Source organism: Rhizobium phaseoli (genome assembly GCF_010668805.1).
Classification (GTDB): Bacteria; Pseudomonadota; Alphaproteobacteria; order Rhizobiales; family Rhizobiaceae; genus Rhizobium; species Rhizobium phaseoli_A.
Genome location: NZ_WUFT01000013.1, coordinates 107,413 through 123,219, shown reverse-complemented (window position 1 = coordinate 123,219; position 15,807 = coordinate 107,413). Strand labels below are relative to the sequence as shown.

The window sequence follows — 15,807 nt, the reverse complement described above, 5'->3', positions numbered from 1 at the left end:
GGCTGGCCAAGTGCAAGCCGCTGGGAGGAATTTACATGCGTTACATCAGCTTCCGAACGTCCGGAAAAGCTCGAGCGACCCGAACAGGGTCTGCTGCCGCCGCCGGCTGACAGACCTGCCTTCCACGCCGACAACTGGAACATGGCGACCGCCGCCCGCGGCGCCTGAAAGGTATTCCGACATGGAAAAACCACGTAGCAAGGCAGCGCTCTGGCTGCTGATCATTCCGTATATAGGCCTGCTCTGGCCGGCATTTTACAATGTCCGCGAGCCGTCCCTTTTCGGCTTTCCGTTCTTCTACTGGTATCAGCTTCTCTGGGTGCCGATCACCGCGACGCTGACCTGGATCGCTTATCGGAGCACCCGTCATGACGACTGATATCAACGGCCAGGCGCTTGCCGTTTTCATCTTCTTCTTCGTCCTCGTCACGGTCATGGGCTTCGTCGCCAGCCGCTGGCGCAAGCCCGAGACGCTCGCCCATATCGATGAATGGGGCCTCGGCGGCCGCAACTTCGGCACCTGGATCACCTGGTTCCTCGTCGGCGGCGATTTCTATACCGCCTACACCGTGATCGCCGTCCCGGCGCTGGTCTATACGGTCGGCGCCTACGGCTTCTTCGCGCTGCCCTACACCATCGTCGTCTATCCCTTCGTCTTCATGGTCATGCCGGTTCTGTGGAAACGTGCCAAGGAGTTCGGCTATGTAACGGCCGCCGACGTCGTCCACGGCCAATACGGATCGCGCGGCCTCGAACTCGCCGTCGCGGCAACGGGCGTCATCGCCACCATGCCCTACATCGCCCTCCAGCTCGTCGGCATGACGGCGGTCCTGAAGGCGCTCGGGCTGCATGGCGAATTGCCTCTCGCTATCGCCTTCATCGTACTGGCCCTCTATACCTATTCGGCGGGCCTGCGCGCGCCGGCCCTGATCGCCTTCGTCAAGGACATCATGATCTATATCGTGGTGATCGCAGCCGTCGCACTGATCCCGTCGAAGCTCGGCGGATACGCCAATGTCTTCGCCTCGGCCGATGCCGCCTTCCAGGCCAAAGGCTCCGGCAGCCTGCTGCTCGGCGGCAATCAATATGTCGCCTATGCTACGCTGGCGCTCGGTTCGGCGCTTGCGGCCTTCATGTATCCGCATACGCTGACGGGCATTTTTGCCTCCAACAGCGGCAAGACGATCCGCAAGAACGCGATCATGCTGCCTGCCTATACGCTGCTGCTCGGTCTTCTGGCGCTGCTCGGCTATATGGGCCATGCCGCCAATCTGAAGCTCGACAGTGCCAATGATGTCGTTCCGACCCTGTTCAAGACGCTGTTTTCGGGCTGGTTCTCCGGCTTCGCCTTTGCGGCGATCGCCATCGGCGCGCTGGTGCCGGCGGCGGTGATGAGCATTGGTGCAGCCAATCTCTTCACCCGCAACTTCTGGAAAGCCTATGTCGATCCGAAAGTCAGCGATGCCGGGGAGGCGAAGGTCGCAAAGATCACCTCGCTGGTGGTGAAGGTCGGTGCGCTGCTCGTCATCATCTTCCTGCCGACGCAGTTCGCACTCGACCTGCAGCTGCTCGGCGGCATCTGGATCCTGCAGACGCTTCCAGCCCTGGTCTTCGGCCTTTATACCAACTGGTTCCGTGCACCCGCTCTGCTGGCCGGCTGGTTCGTCGGCTTCTGCGGCGGCACCTTCCTGGTCTGGGATGCCGGTTGGAAACCGCTGCATATGATCAGCCTCGGCGGCGAGCCCTTCACCGTCTACACGGGACTGCTGGCGCTTGCGGCAAACATCGCGGTCGCAGTCGTGCTCAATGCCCTGCTTCCGGCCAAGGTTCCGGCCCGGGCGTGACACCAATCAAAGCAAAGGGCGGCAAACGCCGCCCTTTGCAATTTGCTTTCCAGCAGAAGCTGGCGAGAAATCAGTGCGATTTAAAACTCTTCCCAATCGCCGGCCAATGCTGCGTTCCCCTGGGCCGCATTTCCCTGGCCCGCGCTTCGCTGAAACGACCTGCCTACCTTGGCAATCATCTGGCGCGCCGGCGAGGACACCGGTTGAGCATGTTGTGCCGCGGCAGCGGGCTGCGATGCGCGCTTCGATGCCACCGCGCCCCCGATGCTGAACTGGCCTAAGAGCTGGAACAGCGCGTCGGCTTCCTTGGCGAGATTATGGGCGGCGGCTGTCGCTTCTTCCACCATGGCGGCGTTCTGCTGCGTGCCCTGATCCATCCTGTTGACAGCGGTGTTGATCTCCTTCAGCCCCGTTGCCTGCTCTTGCGAAGCGCCGACAATAGCGCCGACATTGCCGTCGACCTGCTGCACCTGTGCGACGATCTCTTCCAAGGCTTTTCCGGTCTCGCCGACCAAGGCGACGCCGTTTTTCACGTGGCCGTTCGAAGCGTTGATCAGTTCCTTGATTTCCTTCGCAGCCTTGGCGGAACGCTGCGCCAATTCGCGCACCTCCTGGGCAACGACAGCAAAGCCCTTGCCTGCTTCACCGGCGCGGGCGGCTTCGACACCGGCATTCAGCGCAAGCAGGTTGGTCTGGAAGGCGATTTCATCGATGACACCGATGATGCTGCCGATTTCGGTGGCGGAGGATTCGATCTTGCCCATGGCGTCGACCGCACCCCGGACGACACTGCCCGAACGCTCCGCGCTGTCCTTCGTCTTTCGAACGAGCTGCCCTGCTTCCTGGGCCTTGTTGCTCGAGTCGGCGACCGTGGTGGTGATTTCCTCCAGCGCGGCGGCGGTTTCTTCAACGGATGCGGCCTGCTGTTCGGTCCGCTTGGCGAGATCGTCCGAGGAAGATCGGATCTCCTGTGCGCCGGCGGCGATAGCACTCGCGTTCTGGGCAACCTTCTGCATGGCAGCGCGGAGCTTTTCGACCGCGGTATTGAAGTCGGCTCTGAGCTTTTCCAGCGAGGGGATGAACGGCGTGTCGATCTGCTGCGTGAGGTCGCCGTTTGCCAGCGCCTGCAATGCATCGCCAAGCTGGCCGACAGCCCTGTCGGTCTGCTCGGCAAGAGTGCGGCGTTCGTCTGCATCCTGCTCGAGCCGATGCCGTTCTGCGACAGCCCGCTTGGCTTCCGTGTCAGCTTCCCGTTCAGCTTTTGTCGAAATGGCGTCGCGCAAGCCGGCCACGGCGCGCGCAAGCTTGCCGATCTCATCACCTCGCGCTTCGAGGCGACGATCGCCGTCGAGATTGCCCTCCGCCATCGCTTTCAGCGAAAGCTGCAGTCTTCCCAGCGGACCGACGATCGTGCGCGCGGTAATCGCAGCCGCAATGATCGAAAGAAGAGCCGCGATACCCAACGCCGTCAGCACGATCGGCTTGAAGCCGCTTGCCGTGCTGCGAACCTCGCCGCCAATCGATTTGTTCAGTGCTTCCTGATAATCGATGAATTTATTGATGGCGCCCAACCAGGAAACGAAGGCCGGCCTTGCCTGTTCGAGCAGGATCTTGCGAGCCGCATCGCCATCACCCTTTTCCTGGAGCGCAATAATCTGAGCGACCAAAGGATTGGTTTTCGCCTGTATGTCGGCGATCTCGCCCAGAATGGTCTTTTCCTGATCCGTCGCACCTGCCGGAGATGCAACCATATCCGCCATGCGCTTTTCATTCTCGGCGTAGGTGGCGGCCAGCTTTTCGATCAATGCCTCGGCCGCCTTGCGCTCATCGGCAGAGGTCACCAGCGTGACGTCGCGAATTGCAATCGCCCGATCGTGCACGCTGCCGCGATAGTTGATGGCAAACCGCTGCTTGACGCTGTTGACGTCGTTGATCGTTCCAAGGTTGCTGTTGATCTCAGCGACCTGTACCGTCGAGTAGATGCTCAGGCCGGCCATCAGCACAATCAGGAAGCTGAAACCAAGGGCGAGACGCATTGCGATCCCGAAACTTTTAAGAGTATTCATTGCCACGCTCCATCGTGTTGGCAAGGTTTGTCAAAGGTGTCTCAGACCAGGATCTGTGTCCGAATGCGTCCGCCGTGCACCACTGCGCGCGTCGCGCCTAAAGCGGGGCGAGCGTCAGCGTAACAACGTCGATTTCATGCGAAATTTCGGTATACCTGGCCGGCCATCATGGCGTAGGTGACGATCCTCAGAACGTCGCTCCGATATCCTTAAAAATAGGGGTAGATATTTTAGAGAGTGTAAACGAATCCGCCTAAGCGTCATATTGCTGCGCTTTTTGACTATGTGGTCGCATATTTCGTCTTAAACGGCCCAATGTCCGTGCGGAAAAGAATACGCCAAGTTGTTGGTTTGAAGTAACGCGTATCTGCTGTTGCAACCGGGCGGTTTGAATCCACTTGCCGGCAGTGACGGTCACCGATGAAATTCGCCGTTAAGCGCAACTGTTTGAGAATTGTTAGAAGTTCTCGAAGACTATGTGTTGCGGAAAGAATGGGGCAGAGGTGGCACGACCGGCATCTTCCGAGTTAAGGCACGATCAGAACCTGGCAGCGAGCTGGCAGGCACTGCTCGATTGCGCCGTGCGCCTAGACTGGGAATGCCGCACCGGCGAAGCGCTCGAGGTGGCGGAGGCTGCCTATGAGGCAGCACTCGAAGCGGGTGATGTCACCGGAGCTTTGCGTGTTTCACATCGACTGGCGCTCATCCATTTCAACAAGGAGACGCTGCCTGAGGGCCTGAAGATCTGCCTGCGCGCCGAAACCTGGCTCCGATATTGCCAGGATCAGGCTGCGATCATTTCCCTGCAATCGGTCCATGGCGGCATTCTCGTGGCGCTCGGCGATCTGGAAACCGGCTTCACCCTGCTGACCGATTGCCAGAAACGCACCAAGTCCTGCCGGGATCCGCTAGCCAACTGGCGGGCGCGTACTGCCTATGCGGTGGCGCTGTTCGATTCAAACGACTTCGATCGCGCCGCCGAGGCAGCGGCTGAAAGCCTCAATTATGCGGAGGCGAGCGGCCTGGCCAAGGACTCTGTGCTGATCGCCCGCTCGATTGCGAGCCGCATGGCGGCGCGCGCGCTCGGCGAACATCGGCTGGCACGGAAGGAGATCGACGAATCCCTGCTTGCGCGCACGCAAGCGCAGCTGCAATCGATCCTGGCTGAGGCTCAGGCAGAGAAGCTGAGCTATGAGATTGCCGAATGTCATTGTTATCTAGGGCTTCTGGCCTGGGCAAGCGGCGAAGACGCCGTCGCGGCGGGCCGCTATGTCGCCGCCATTGCCGCCGCTCGGGTCGCGCAGGACGAAGTGCTGGAGGCGGAAACGTCCTACTGGTACGCTTATCTTCTGGCAGGGCGGGGCGCTTTCGATGAAGCGCAGTCGCTGCTTGCCGGCGTCGAGGCGATGGAGCAGGTTCTGGCTGTGCCGCGCATGAAGCTGCGCCATTTCGACATGCGCTTCCGGATTGCGGAAATGGCCGGCGACTGGCGGGCGGCCTTCGACCATCACAAGATCTATCACGAGCTGGTGGTCGAGGATTATCGGCGGCTTGCCTCGGCGCGCGCCTATACGATGAAGCTGGCGCTCGATCTGAAGACCATGCGCCGCAAGGAAGACAGCGCCCGTCTGGAGCGCGAGCGCCTGCTGGAGGAAAATCTGCGGCTTGCCGCCGAACAGCGCGCGGCGGTGCTGGCATCACGCACCGATCCGCTGACCGGCCTCGGCAATCGCCGTGAATTGCAGCTCAGATGCGGGGAGTGGGTCGAAGCCGGAGTGACCCATGCGACCCTGATGCTGGTCGACATCGACCATTTCAAACGCATCAACGACATATTTTCCCATTCCATCGGCGATATCGTCCTGCGCCGGCTTGCCGGGTTGCTGGGCGACACCGGACCGGAAGGCAGCCTGGCAATCCGCATGGGCGGCGAAGAATTCCTGCTTCTGCTTGCCGGCACGACAGCCGCGGAAACCTTTGGCGATGCCGAGCGGCTACGGCTGCTGGTGCAGGACCATGAATGGTCGCTGGTGGCCCCGAAGCTTGACGTCACCTGCTCCATCGGCCTGGCGGACTGGTCCCTCGCCGACAGCCTGGAGGCGGCGCTGCACGTGGCGGACGCAAACCTCTACGTCGCCAAGAATTCCGGCCGCAACCGATGCGTAGCCGCGGCGACCTGACGCTTCAGTCACGCAGCAGCGGCAGAAGCTGATCCCCCTGCCGCTTGATCTCTGAGAGATAGGGCGTGTCGGACAGCACGAAATGCGTGATCCCAAGATCCTGGTATTTGCGCAGCGAACGGGCGACATCCGCCGCCGAGCCGACCAGCCAGGTGGTGCCGGCCCCGCCGCCGCCGAACCGGCCGGGAGCAGTGTAGAGGTTATCGTCGAGGACGTCACCGCGCTCGTAAAGAGCGAGCAGCCGTTGCTGGCCGACGGCAAGGGTACGTTGGTGATCGTGCCAACCGACGCCCTTACTTCTGGCCATCTCCGCCACCTTCGCCTCGGCGTCGGCCCAAGCCTGTTCGGTGGTATCGCGGACCAGCGTCGTTATCCGCAGCCCGAATTCCAGCGGCGGGAGGTCGCGGTCCAGGTCCCGGCTCAGCGACTTGAGGCGACCGATCCGTTCCCTGACACCGTCGAGCGGCTCGCCCCAGAAAAGCTGGACATCGGCCTCGGTGGCGGCCACTCGCTCGGCCGCTTCCGAGGCGCCGCCAAAATAGAATTTGGGGTGCCGGCGGTCACCGCAAACCTCGATACGTGGCGCGATCGTGGAGTCGACGACCCGGAAGTGCTCGCCGGCGGCGGTGACGTTTTCTTCGGTCCATAGCCTGCGGACCAGCCGCATGAACTCCTTGGTGCGGCCATACCGATGCGCCTGATCGCCCTCGATGTCGCCATAGGCGGCCAGGTTGTCCTTTCCCGAGACGATGTTGATCCGCACCCGCCCGCGCGTGAGCTGGTCAAGCGTCGCCGCCGCGGAAGCGAAGTTTGCCGGACGCCAATAACCCGGGCGGATCGCAATCAGCGGCTCGAAGGTGGTGGTCCGGGCGGCAAGCGAGGCCGCGACGGTGAAGGTGTCGGGACGACCCCAACCGGTGCCGATCAGCGCGCCCTTCCAGCCATGCTCCTCCAGCGCCCTTGCATGGCTGGTCAGCGTATCGAGGCTGTTATGGTTTTCGACGGCGGAATCGCCGCGATGACCGGCTTTGACGTCGTTGGGAATATACCAGAGAAATTCGGAATGATTGCTCATGCGATGCCGGTTCTGCGCGATTGGAAGAAGGAGGCCAGCCAGAGGGCCTCCAGGAAGATCATACGGCTGCCTGTGCCGCCTGCGCCTGAAGCGCAAAACCGTTCGGCGGGCGCTGGAGGCCGAGATTCTCCCGCAGCGTCGTGCCTTCGTATTCGTGTCGGAACAGGCCGCGTTTGCGCAGGATCGGCACGACCTGATCGACGAAGTCAGTGAGCGCGGTGGGCAGGACCGGCGGCATGATGTTGAAGGCGTCGGCAGCACCATTCTCGAACCAGTTCTGCATCGCATCGGCGATCTGCTCGGGTGTTCCGACCACGGTGCGATGGCCGCGGGCGGTGGCGACCGCCAGATAGAATTGCCGCAGCGTCAGATTGTTGCGCGACACCAGATCGGAAACCAGCTTGAGGCGGCTTTTGTTGAGTTCGGTATTCTCAGGCAGGGGCGGGGCGGGATCATCGAGCGAATAACCGGAAAGGTCGACGCCCTTATAGTGGCGGGCAAGGATATTCCAGGCGATGGCGGGATGAACCAGCGATTGGATATGGTCGTAATTCGCCTGCGCTTCCGCCTCCGTCCCGCCGAGAACCGGGAATATGCCGGGGCTGATCAGAAGGTCGACCGGCCGGCGGCCATAGCGGGCGAGCCGCCCTTTGACATCGGAATAGAATTCCTGCGCGTCCTCGAAGGTCTGATTGGCAGTAAAGATCATCTCGGCCGTACGGGCGGCAAGCTCGCGCCCCGGTTCGGATGCACCGGCCTGCACGATGACGGGATAACCCTGGACCGGACGGCCGACATTGAGCGGACCCGCCACCGAGAAGAACTTGCCCTTGTGGTCGACGAGATGCACCTTGTCGGGATCGAGATAGATCCCGCTTTCCTTGTCGCGGATAAAGGCATCGTCCTCATAGGAATCCCACAATCCCTTCACCAGGTCGACGAATTCCTCGGCCCGCTCATAACGATCGGCATGGGCGGGATGGCCTGCTATCGAGAAGTTCTTTGAGACGTCGGCGCCTGTCGTGACGACGTTCCATGCCGCGCGACCTTTGGAGATATAATCCAGCGACGCAAATCTTCGGGCGAGAAGATAGGGGTCCTCGTAGGTGGTCGATGCGGTGGCGACGAAACCGATATGTTCGGTCGCCTGGGAGAGGGCGGCCCAAAGGGTGAGCGGCTCGAAATGCGCGCCCTGGGCAATGCGGCGAAACGCTTCCGGATCCTTGGCACGCTCCCATCCTGCGGGACTGTCGGCGACGAAGACGAGATCGAATTTTCCACGCTCGGCGGTCTTCGCCAGCTCCCGGTAGTGATCGATGTTGAGGCCGGCGTCGGCCTGCGCATCCGGATGGCGCCAGGCGGCGATGTGATGGCCGGTCGCCATGATGAACGCGCCGAGCCGCATTTGTCTTTTCGATATGGTCATTGGCTTGTTTCTCCGCTGATATCAGGCTGCCTTGCGGCCCGGGACGTCGACCCCGAGCCGGCCGAGAAGATGGCTTCGGAACTCTGCAAAACGTGGATCGCCGTGATTGCGCGGTGTCGGCAGGTCGATCCTGAGATCTTCGATGAGGCGCCCTTCGTCGAGGACCAGGATCCGGTCGGCCAGCGAAATCGCCTCGTCGACGTCGTGGGTGACGAGCAGCACGGCAGGACGGTGCCGTGCGCACAATTCCCGCAGAAGGTCGTGCATCTTCAGCCGGGTCAACGCATCGAGCGCACCGAAGGGTTCATCGGCGAGAAGCAGGGCCGGTTCGCGCACCAGGGAGCGGGCAAGGGCCACCCTCTGCTGCTCGCCGCCCGAAAGCTGGTTCGGCCACGCCGTTTCCCGTCCTTCAAGTCCCACTTCCGCCAAAGCCTTCCTGCCGGCCTCCCGGCCGGAAGGCCCATGCAGGCCGAGCGTGACGTTCTGGATGACGCTGCGCCATGGCAGCAGGCGGGCATCCTGGAAAACCACGGAAAGGCTTTCCGGCGTCTCAAGCGTGCCGGTCCCCTCGACACTGTAATCGAGACCGGCAAGCGCTCTCAGGAATGTGCTTTTGCCGGAGCCGCTGCGGCCGAGCAGCGCAACGAATTCGCCCTCCGCGATATCGAGATCGACGCCGTCGAGGATCGTCTTTGCCGCAAACCGACGAACGAGGTTTCGGACGTGGACGGCGTTGGCTTCGGGCTTCAGTTTGCCAGGGTGCTGCGCCATGAGAGAGCCCTCCGTTCGATGAGGCGGACGAGACCGTCCGAGACGAGACCCAGCAGCACATAGACCACGAGGCCGACAAGGATGACGTCGGTCTGCCCGTAATTGCGGGCGAGATCGATCATGTAGCCGAGCCCGCTGGTGGCGTTGATCTGCTCGACGACGACAAGGGAAACCCAGCAGAGGGTGACGGCGAACCGCAGCCCCAGAAGGAAACCGGGTAAAGCGCCCGGCAGCACCACCTGAAGGATGAAGTCCTTCTGGCTCATGCGCAGTGTCTCGGCCAGTTCGACATAGCGACTGTCGATGCTGCGCAGCGCATTGTGCGTGTGGATGTAAACCGGCACGATGACGGCAAGCACGATGGTCGTGACCTTCATGTTCTCGCCGATCCCAAACCACAGGATCAGCAAGGGGATCAAGGCAAGCGTCGGTATCGCGCGCTTGATTTGGACCGGGCCGTCGATCAGGGCTTCGCCGATCCGGGAAAGACCGGCGATAAGAGCCAGGATCGTGCCGATCAGCAAGCCGATGCTAAGGCCGGCCAAAGCGCGCGTCGCCGACGTCAGGAAATTGTCCTGCAGCCGCCCCTGCTCTATCAGCCGTGCGAAAGCCTCGACGACCGTCCACGGCGCCGACAGTATGCGCGGGTCGATCCATCCGAGCGCCGAGCCGGCGACCCAGGCCAAGACCAGCAATGCCGGTCCGATCTGCAGCCCGAGAGGTATCGCCGGTCCGGGACCTAGCCTGCGCCGGGCATGAGAGCCGGCAGAACTGATAGGGTCAGCCATTTTGGCCGGGCGTGAACCTGAATGCGCAATTCTGCTGCCGGGTCGCGGCGATAGTTTCGCCTCGCCCGCATCCCAAATGGTTGCCATGTTTCAGATCTCCTCTACGAAAGGGATGTCGAAAGTTACAGGCCCTTGGCCAAAGCCGCCGCACCGAGCGTTTCGAAGCGATTGTCGAAAATCTGCTCGACGTTGAAAGGCTTGTTGCCGAGCTCGTCGGCCAGCAGGTTGATTGTTTCCTGATGGCGCTTCTTCACGTCGCTCCAATCGGCGGGAACGATCTGTTCCCCGGTCATCTTGACGAGATATTCCCCGTCTTCCCGGCTGAGACCCTGCTGACCGACGTAATATTCTTTGATCCAGAGGTCCGGGTTGCGGTTCACCCATTCGGTCGCACGCGCCCACAGGCCGACATATTCGGCGAGAGCGGCCGCCTTGGCGGGATCGTCCAGAACCCATTGCGGCGCATAAAGATGGCTTGGATCGTCGCGCAGGCCATGCTCGAGAAGGGTCGCGCCATCAGGTCCGTATTGGGTGATGTAGCGCCTGATATAGACGGTGCCGAGCGGCGCGATATCGACCTGTTTGCTCGCCAAAGCCTTCGGATAGACGTCGCCGGTGCTCGGCAGTTCCACCAGGGTGACATCGCTGCTCCTCAGACCGGCGGCGTGAAGCGCGCGCAACACGAGAGTGCCCTGGGCCTGGCCAGGGCTGAAGGCGATACGTTTGCCGCGGAAATCCGCCAGCGTCTTGACATCTGCGCCTGGCGCCACGCCGAAGCGATAGATCGGATTGGCAATCGGGTCACGGCGTTCGCGATAGGCGATGTTGCGGACGGGCAGGTTGTTCCAGTTGGCGAAGATGGAGGGGATCTCAGCCACCGAGCCGACATCGAGCGCATGGGCGCGGAAAGCTTCCGACGTCTGCGGCCCACCGCTGATATTGGCCCATTTCACCTCGAAGGTGAGCTCGTTATCGAGGCCGGACACTTCAAGCGCCTTCTGTGTGACCGGATCGCCGATCGTCAGCACCGTGCCCGGCGGCACTTTGGCAAGGAGGGGAACGTCCGCCTGGGCTGCGGCCGGATTGTGAATGGCGCCGAAGCCAAGCAGACTGAACAATGCGATTTTGAATGTCTTTGCCAATGTCATCGTCGATCTTCCCGTTTCGGATTGCTGATTGCAGGAACGATGCACGGCAAGATGGAACATTATCTACTAAATCTATAGACTATTTAATTCAATAATCGCACCGCTGATAAAAAATTGTCCCAAAGCGCAGGCCCGCCGGAAAGATTGGGCACCCCGAGGATTGCCCATGCCCAGACGCAAAAAGGCGCCTGAGACATTTGCCGCAGGCGCCTTGTGGTCACTCCAGTCTTCGATCGTGTCTAAAGCCGGCAGATGCCAGTCGCTGACGTCAGGCAGCGGCAGGCGAGTATTCGTTGGCCTGGAAGACGTGATGGTGCACCTTGCCGGTGAAGAGGCGCAGGAGCTCGCCTGTGATTTCACGGCTCTCGAAGCGCACATCGGAGCTTAGCGCTGTGTTGACCGCATCCATATCGGGATAACGGATCGCCAAGGCCATGGCATAGACCGGGGCGCCTTCGTCGCGCTCCATCCCGTCCAGAACCCGAATTTCCTCGGCGCCCGGAAATTTCGTCCAGAGAGGGACGAGCCGCTCTCTGACGAAGGCGCGGAATTCCTCTTCTCTGCCGGGATGGATTTCGCCTTCAAACAAAGCATAACGAATGATCATAGGTTCTCTTTTCCAAAACTCGCCGGAGCTGGATCGATGGGTGAAGCGGGGAGGGGAGGGCGTATCGGTCGATACGCCCTGATTGGAGGCTTATTTGCCCCAGATCTTCTTATATTGATCGCGATAGCCGTTGTCGGGATCAAAGCTGTTCTTCGGTCCGCCGTCGAACTCGACGTTCGCGCTGGTCACCACATGGAGTGGCGACACATAGCCCGACCACGGAGCGCCCGCAAAGGCGCGGTTAAGCTCGTCGACAAGCTGCCAGCCCTGGAGGTTGAGCGGCTCGGCAACGGTGACCGCCTGGAACTGCTTGGCGCGGATACGCTGATAGGCGCTCTCCGAACCGTCGCCGGCTGCGACGTTCACCGGCTTTCCGTCGCCGGCAATGCCGGCCGAAGCGAGCGAGGGGCCCATGAAGTCGTAATAGAGGTCGTTGATCGCCAGGGAATGCGTCCACTTCGCACCATACTTCTGCAGCAGCGATGTGGTCAGCTGCGGCATCCGCTGGGAGGTTTCGGCAATCGGCGTGTCGACATATTCGAGCACGGTGCCGCCGAGATCCTCGATCTCCTTCTTCATGCGGTCGGCCTTGGCGATCGCGATCGCATAGGTCGAGTCGGTGAAGATGATGACGCCGGGCTTGCCGCCGGCATCGACGAAGGCCCAATCGGCCGCGGACTTCGATACTTCCATCGCATCGGTGGTGACGTTTGCGAAGACGCCGACTTCCGGAACCGGACCGACGGCCGAGGCGGCGTGCCAGGAAACCATCGGAATGCCGGCAGCCTTGGCCGCTTCCATCGCCGGCTTCTGCTCGACGGCGTCGAAGCCGTTGATGATGATGCCGTCGGGCTTCAGGGCCATGGCCTGGCCGAAAGCAGCCGTCCGTCCGCCGATCGAGCCTGCGCCGTCAAGCGCCTTCACCGTCCAGCCCAGCGCGCCTGCCGCTTCCTGAACGCCGTTGACCACGCCGAGAATGCCGCCATTCTTCATGTCCCCGGCCAGAATGACGATGTTCTTTCCGCTGGCGCCCTTGGGGCCGCTCGTCGGGCCATCCCAGGCGCTTACCTTGGAAGCATACTTGCCCACCACCGCCTTGGCGTCGGCCATCGAATCGGCCAATGCCGGCATGCTGAGCATAACGGCGACGGTTGCGACCGTTGCCTGCAATAAAGTCCTGCGCTTCATGTTCACTCCTCCATTTTGTTTGTTGTGAGATGCCGGGCTAAGCCGGCATCCTCATTTGGATGCGGGTGTGATCCTCCTCACAGCTCCGCGCTTGCGCTGGGCATACCCTGCTATGCCGATCGCAATCAGCAGGGTTACGCCGTTGAACAGCGGTTCGACGAAGAACGACCCGCCGAATTGCTGAATTCCGGATATGCCGACGGCCAGAATGATGACGCCGATCAGCGTGCCCCAGACGTTTACCCGCCCCGGCTTGATCGTCGTCGATCCGAGAAATGCGCCGACAAGCGCCGGCAGCAGATATTCGAGGCCGACGCTCGCCTGGCCGATGCGCAGCTTCGAGGCGAGAAGGACCCCGGTCAGCGCTGCCAGCAGGCCGGAGGTGACGAAGGCGCCGATCACGAATTTGCGGACCGGAATGCCATTGAGGGCTGCCGCCTTCGGATTGGCGCCGATCGCGTAGAGATAGCGGCCGATCGGCAGGTATTCGAGCACGACCCACATGCAGATGGCGATCAAGAGCACGTAGAAGCCGGTGATCGGCAGGCCGAACAGCATGGTGCCGTTCAGCGCATAGAACCCCTCCGGCAAGACGCCGACCACCTGCCGCCCGCCGGTGTGCCAAAGAGCAAGCGCGTACAGAACCGTTCCGGTGCCGAGCGTGGCGATGAAGCTGTCGATCTTTGCCACTTCGACCAGCAGGCCGTTGATGAAGCCGGTGAGGACGCCGAGCGCCAGAACGATGATCACGGCGACCGGCCAAGGCAGGCCGTAAGCCGTCTGCAGACTGATGGCGAGAATATGCCAGAGCACGATGCCGTAGCCGACGGTCAAGTCGATGCGACCCGATGCCATCGGGATCATTGCAGCCAGCGACAGAAGCGCGATGATTGCCTTATCTGAGACGATCGAGCGGACGTTCAGCACGGTCGGGAACGTATCCGGCAGAAGGATAGAGAAGATCACGATCAGACCGACGGTCAGGATCACCAGCCCGTAAACCGGGATCAGGCGTCCGATCTTCTGTCCTGTGGACAGGCCGGCCATTTCGCTCTTGGTCGGCTCCAGCGCCGTGGATTCAATGGATTGCATGGCTGTTCTCCCGATGGCTCAAGCCGCTTCCGACGCGGAAGCGGCTGTGATGACCGCCTCCGTCGTCAGGGCGCTTCCAGTCAGTTCGCTGACGATTTTGCCGCGCGAGAAGACCAGCGCGCGGTGACAGATATGGGCGATTTCCTCGAAATCGGTCGAGACGACGACAACCGCGAGACCGGCCTCGAGCGCCTGGGTGATCAGACGGTAGATCTCCGCACGCGCGCCGATGTCGACGCCGGCGGTCGGATCTTCCGCGACCAGCAACTTGCGGCCGGTCGCCAGCCAGCGGCCAACGACCACTTTCTGCTGGTTACCGCCCGACAGCGCCTCCACCGGCAGGTCCGGATCATTCGGACGCAGGCCGACGGTGTGGCCGATCGCATGGGCAAGATCGGCTTCGCCGCGCGGCGACAGGAAGGACAAAAGCCCGCGTCCGACGGCGCCTGGATTGAGGTAGGTGTTTTCCCGGATGGAAAGCGAGAGCGCGACGGATTCCTCCGTCCGGTCACGGGCGATCAATCCGATGCCTGACGCCATGGCCTGCCGCGGGCTGGAAAGATCCGGTACCTGGCCACGCAAAAGAACCGAGCCGTTGAAGGGTTCGCAGCCGAACAGCGCTCGGCCGATCCGTTCCTGGCCGGCGCCGCGCAATCCCACCAGTCCAAGCAGCTCTCCCTCGCGGATATCGAAGGAAATCGGGCTCGTGCCGGCGCAGACGAGGTCGCGAACCTCAACGATTGCCTTGCCGGGCTTGATCTCGCTTTTGGAGAAGAGACTGTCGCCGCTGCGGCCGATGATCATCGTCACCAGTTCGTCGGGGGTGGTCTCGCTGACGGGTTTCTGTCCCACCATGCATCCGTCGCGCAGCACGGCGACGCGATCGGCGATGCGGAAAATCTCGTCCAGCCTGTGGGAGACGTAGATCATGCCGACGCCACGCTCCTTCAGGGGGCGGATCGCATTGAACAGCCGATCGACTTCGTCGGCGGGAAGGCTCGCCGTCGGCTCGTCGAGCACCAGAACGTCGGCCTCGACTGCAAGTGCGCGAGCAATCGCGACAAGCGATTTTTCGGTGCGCGACAGGGCCGAGACCCGCGTCGTCGGATCGAAGTCGCAGCCGACCAGCTTCAGGGCTTCCTTGGCGCGCGCCTGCGTCCTGTTCCAATCGATCACGCCGCGACGCATCGAGAAACCCTGTGACAGGCCCATATTCTCGCCGACCGTCATCCACTCGATCAAACCGAGATCCTGGTGGATGAAGGCAACCGGCTGCCGCTCGTTCGGCTTCGGCGGGCGATGATGGTAGCTCTCGCCGCGGAAAAGGATGTCGCCGGTATCCGGCTTGTAAATGCCGGCGAGCGTCTTGATCAACGTCGACTTGCCGGCGCCGTTTTCGCCGAGCAGCGCAAGAATCTCGCCCTCGCGCAGATCAATCGAGACGTCACGCAGGGCCTGCGTGCCGCCGAAGCTCTTGGTGATCGATTGGAACTCCAGCAGTCTCTTGGCTTCCACTGTGGCTCCTCCCAAAGCTGCGGATGTCATTGGCTGTATGTTATCGATAACATTCGGGGATGGTCAAGCAGAAAGATGACGATCTCGAATTTCGAATGAAGATTGCC

13 protein-coding genes are annotated in these 15,807 nt (G+C 61.8%); 3 read left to right on the top strand and 10 right to left on the bottom strand.

Going from position 1 to position 15,807, the window contains the following annotated elements; genetic code table 11:
• Window positions 1-181 precede the first annotated feature (181 nt).
• Window positions 182-379 (top strand): DUF3311 domain-containing protein, encoded by a 198-nt coding sequence (locus tag GR197_RS20795; RefSeq protein WP_164012938.1) that lies wholly within the window; start codon window positions 182-184, stop codon window positions 377-379.
• Window positions 369-1,844: a sodium:solute symporter family monocarboxylate transporter gene (gene mctP, locus GR197_RS20790; protein ID WP_164012936.1), complete on the top strand. Its 1,476-nt coding sequence runs from the start codon at window positions 369-371 to the stop codon at window positions 1,842-1,844. The genes GR197_RS20795 and mctP overlap by 11 nt, the downstream gene beginning before the upstream one ends.
• An 80-nt stretch (window positions 1,845-1,924) precedes the next feature.
• Here mctP and GR197_RS20785 read toward each other — a convergent pair whose 3' ends face one another.
• Window positions 1,925-3,910, bottom strand: coding sequence for a HAMP domain-containing methyl-accepting chemotaxis protein (locus tag GR197_RS20785; RefSeq protein WP_164012933.1), 1,986 nt, complete (start codon window positions 3,908-3,910; stop codon window positions 1,925-1,927).
• A 503-nt stretch (window positions 3,911-4,413) separates the two neighbouring features.
• On the opposite strand from GR197_RS20785, the gene GR197_RS20780 reads away from it, so the two are divergent.
• Window positions 4,414-6,090 carry a diguanylate cyclase gene (locus tag GR197_RS20780; protein WP_164012931.1) on the top strand — a complete coding sequence of 559 codons (1,677 nt, stop codon included), beginning with the start codon at window positions 4,414-4,416 and terminating at the stop codon, window positions 6,088-6,090.
• Window positions 6,091-6,094: 4 nt separating this feature from the next.
• Here the strand turns inward: GR197_RS20780 and GR197_RS20775 are convergent, their stop codons facing one another.
• From GR197_RS20775 to GR197_RS20735, 9 genes are all read right to left on the bottom strand, one after another.
• The gene (locus tag GR197_RS20775) at window positions 6,095-7,165 is read right to left on the bottom strand and encodes an LLM class flavin-dependent oxidoreductase (protein WP_164012929.1); all 1,071 of its coding nucleotides are present in this window, start codon (window positions 7,163-7,165) and stop codon (window positions 6,095-6,097) included.
• 58 nt (window positions 7,166-7,223) lie between these two features.
• Window positions 7,224-8,591 (bottom strand): LLM class flavin-dependent oxidoreductase, encoded by a 1,368-nt coding sequence (locus GR197_RS20770; protein WP_164012927.1) that lies wholly within the window; start codon window positions 8,589-8,591, stop codon window positions 7,224-7,226.
• A 21-nt stretch (window positions 8,592-8,612) separates the two neighbouring features.
• Entirely contained in the window at window positions 8,613-9,362 is a 750-nt protein-coding gene (locus GR197_RS20765; RefSeq protein WP_164012925.1) for an ABC transporter ATP-binding protein, read from the bottom strand.
• Window positions 9,338-10,237: an ABC transporter permease gene (locus GR197_RS20760; RefSeq protein WP_164012923.1), complete on the bottom strand. Its 900-nt coding sequence runs from the start codon at window positions 10,235-10,237 to the stop codon at window positions 9,338-9,340. Before GR197_RS20760 ends, GR197_RS20765 begins: the two co-directional genes overlap by 25 nt.
• 35 nt (window positions 10,238-10,272) lie before the next feature.
• Window positions 10,273-11,298, bottom strand: a complete 1,026-nt coding sequence (locus GR197_RS20755; protein WP_164012921.1) for an ABC transporter substrate-binding protein — start codon at window positions 11,296-11,298, stop codon at window positions 10,273-10,275.
• Between the two features lie 268 nt (window positions 11,299-11,566).
• On the bottom strand, window positions 11,567-11,905 hold the full coding sequence (locus GR197_RS20750) for a hypothetical protein (protein ID WP_164012919.1): 339 nt from the start codon (window positions 11,903-11,905) through the stop codon (window positions 11,567-11,569).
• A gap of 90 nt (window positions 11,906-11,995) precedes the next feature.
• Window positions 11,996-13,093 (bottom strand): ABC transporter substrate-binding protein, encoded by a 1,098-nt coding sequence (locus tag GR197_RS20745; RefSeq protein WP_164012918.1) that lies wholly within the window; start codon window positions 13,091-13,093, stop codon window positions 11,996-11,998.
• Between the two features lie 51 nt (window positions 13,094-13,144).
• Window positions 13,145-14,185 carry an ABC transporter permease gene (locus GR197_RS20740; protein ID WP_164012916.1) on the bottom strand — a complete coding sequence of 347 codons (1,041 nt, stop codon included), beginning with the start codon at window positions 14,183-14,185 and terminating at the stop codon, window positions 13,145-13,147.
• 18 nt (window positions 14,186-14,203) lie between these two features.
• Window positions 14,204-15,700 (bottom strand): ATP-binding cassette domain-containing protein, encoded by a 1,497-nt coding sequence (locus GR197_RS20735; protein WP_164012914.1) that lies wholly within the window; start codon window positions 15,698-15,700, stop codon window positions 14,204-14,206.
• Window positions 15,701-15,807 lie beyond the last annotated feature (107 nt).